This is a genomic window from Arsenophonus sp. ENCA (assembly GCF_002287155.1).
GTDB lineage: Bacteria > Pseudomonadota > Gammaproteobacteria > Enterobacterales > Enterobacteriaceae > Arsenophonus > Arsenophonus nilaparvatae.
The window spans coordinates 1-2,000 of sequence record NZ_NHNG01000766.1; the positions used below are offsets into that span (position 1 = coordinate 1).

The following is a 2,000-nucleotide window of genomic DNA, read 5'->3' on the forward strand; positions in this document are numbered from 1 at the left end:
AAGGTTCAACTAATCGCCATAGGTCTTTAGGGCGGAAACATCTACTTTTTAACCATCGGCTAACCGTGTCATGAGATAAAGGCGATGGGCTGACTTCTGATAACGCCAAACTAGAGTATCTTACACTGCTTACTTGCAAGAATATTTTATAGATATCTTTAATGCATGGATAACCGGACAAAATATGAACATCCTTATTTTTTCTTGTTTTTAAATTTATACTTCTTTTTTAGAGACTGCGAAACTCGTGTAAATATTGCAGAGAATAAGGTAACGGCTTTTATTGGTCCTTCAGGCTGTGGTAAATCTACCCTGTTACGTACATTTAATAAGATGTTTGAGCTTTATACTGAGCAGTATGCTGAAGGTAAAATTTTGTTGGATGGCACTAATATTTTGACCGATGAACAAGATATTGCGTTATTGCGCGCCAGAGTAGGTATGGTTTTTCAAAAACCAACACCATTTCCGATGTCAATCTATGACAATATTGCTTTTGGGGTGCGTTTATTTGAGAAACTTTCTCGCGCTGAAATGGATGAACGTGTTCAATGGGCGTTAACTAAAGCTGCCCTTTGGGATGAAACAAAAGATAAACTTTCGCATAGTGGCTATAGTTTATCAGGCGGTCAGCAGCAACGGTTGTGCATTGCTCGAGGTATTGCTATCCGGCCAGAAATATTACTATTAGATGAGCCTTGTTCAGCACTTGACCCTATTTCAACAGGACGTATTGAAGAGTTGATAAGTGAACTGAAATCGGAATATACCGTGGTAATGGTCACACATAATATGCAGCAAGCCGCACGTTGCTCCGACTACACAGCATTTATGTATTTAGGCGAGCTGATTGAATTTAATGATACAGATACTTTGTTTACCACACCTACAGTAAAACAGACTGAGGATTATATTACTGGCCGCTACGGTTAATATAGGGTATTACCATGGATAATCTAAATTACAACAAACATATTTCTGGCCAGTTTAATGCTGAGTTGGTAGAAGAACAGCTTAAAAATGCCATTGAAGCTTTACATAACCGAGATCAGAATTTGGCAAAAAAAGTGATAGAGGATGATCAAAAAGTCAATATGATGGAAGTGGCGATTGATGAGGCTTGTGTGCGCATTATTGCTAAGCGGCAACCGACTGCCAGTGATTTACGTTTAATTATGGCGATTTCAAAAACCATTGCTGAGCTTGAACGTATTGGTGATGTGGCTGATAAGATTTGTGAGGTTGCGTTGGAAAAGTTTTCTGAGCAACATCAATCGTTACTTGTTAGCCTGGAAGCTCTAGGCGGGCATACTATTCAAATGTTACACAATGTGTTGGATGCGTTTGCCCGTATGGATCTGGACGCGGCAATTGGCGTTTATCTGGAAGATAAAAAGGTTGATGAAGAGTATGAAGGTATTGTTCGCCAACTGATGACTTATATGATGGAAGATCCTCGCACTATTCCTAGTGTATTAACAGCGTTGTTTTGTGCGCGCTCTATTGAGGCTGTCGCAAAAGGGGTATTCACAATAAAAATAATTTAATTTTTTCTTTAAAATCAAAATATTGAAATCATTAAAAACATGATACCCCCCCCCTTTTGAGGCTGTCGCAAAAGCTCATGTTATCGATTAAAATTTGCTTTATTCGTTTTAAACGCAGATCTTTTATGACCGTATTTACTCGCAAACTGGAATCGCCTTCTCACACCAAACGTAAGTTTGTCAAAGCGCAAAATCTACCTATCTTGGAGGGTTCTGTTTCCCTTTGCGATTATCTCAAGCAAATTGGTGAACGTAGGGCATTTATTGTCACAGAGATTTTGGATGAACAAGACTGGGTACCTTTCGAACGCTGTTATTCTTCAACAGGTAGAGCGCCGTATTCTCCTCGTTCAATGATGGGAATTTTGCTTTATGGGATCATGAAAGGGCATAGTTCGCTCAGAGCACTTGAAAATCTGGCGCGTTTAGATTTGGGATGTATTTTTGTCAGCC

The 2,000-nt window shown here is 39.3% G+C and carries 2 protein-coding genes and 2 pseudogenes; 3 read left to right on the forward strand and 1 reads right to left on the reverse strand.

Features of this window, described 5'->3' with window-relative positions; all coding sequences use genetic code 11:
• A partial coding sequence (locus CBG25_RS19795; RefSeq protein ID WP_290604534.1) for a hypothetical protein occupies positions 1–181 on the reverse strand: 181 nt, incomplete at its 3' end.
• Positions 182–249: 68 nt separating this feature from the next.
• On the opposite strand from CBG25_RS19795, the pseudogene pstB reads away from it, so the two are divergent.
• The 3 genes and pseudogenes from pstB to CBG25_RS19810 form a co-directional block, all read left to right on the forward strand.
• Positions 250–933: pseudogene (gene pstB, locus CBG25_RS19800) on the forward strand (phosphate ABC transporter ATP-binding protein PstB); the annotation flags it as partial.
• A gap of 14 nt (positions 934–947) precedes the next feature.
• Positions 948–1,508: pseudogene (phoU, locus tag CBG25_RS19805) on the forward strand (phosphate signaling complex protein PhoU); the annotation flags it as partial.
• A 116-nt stretch (positions 1,509–1,624) separates the two neighbouring features.
• A partial coding sequence (locus tag CBG25_RS19810) for a hypothetical protein (RefSeq protein ID WP_290603693.1) occupies positions 1,625–2,000 on the forward strand: 376 nt, incomplete at its 3' end.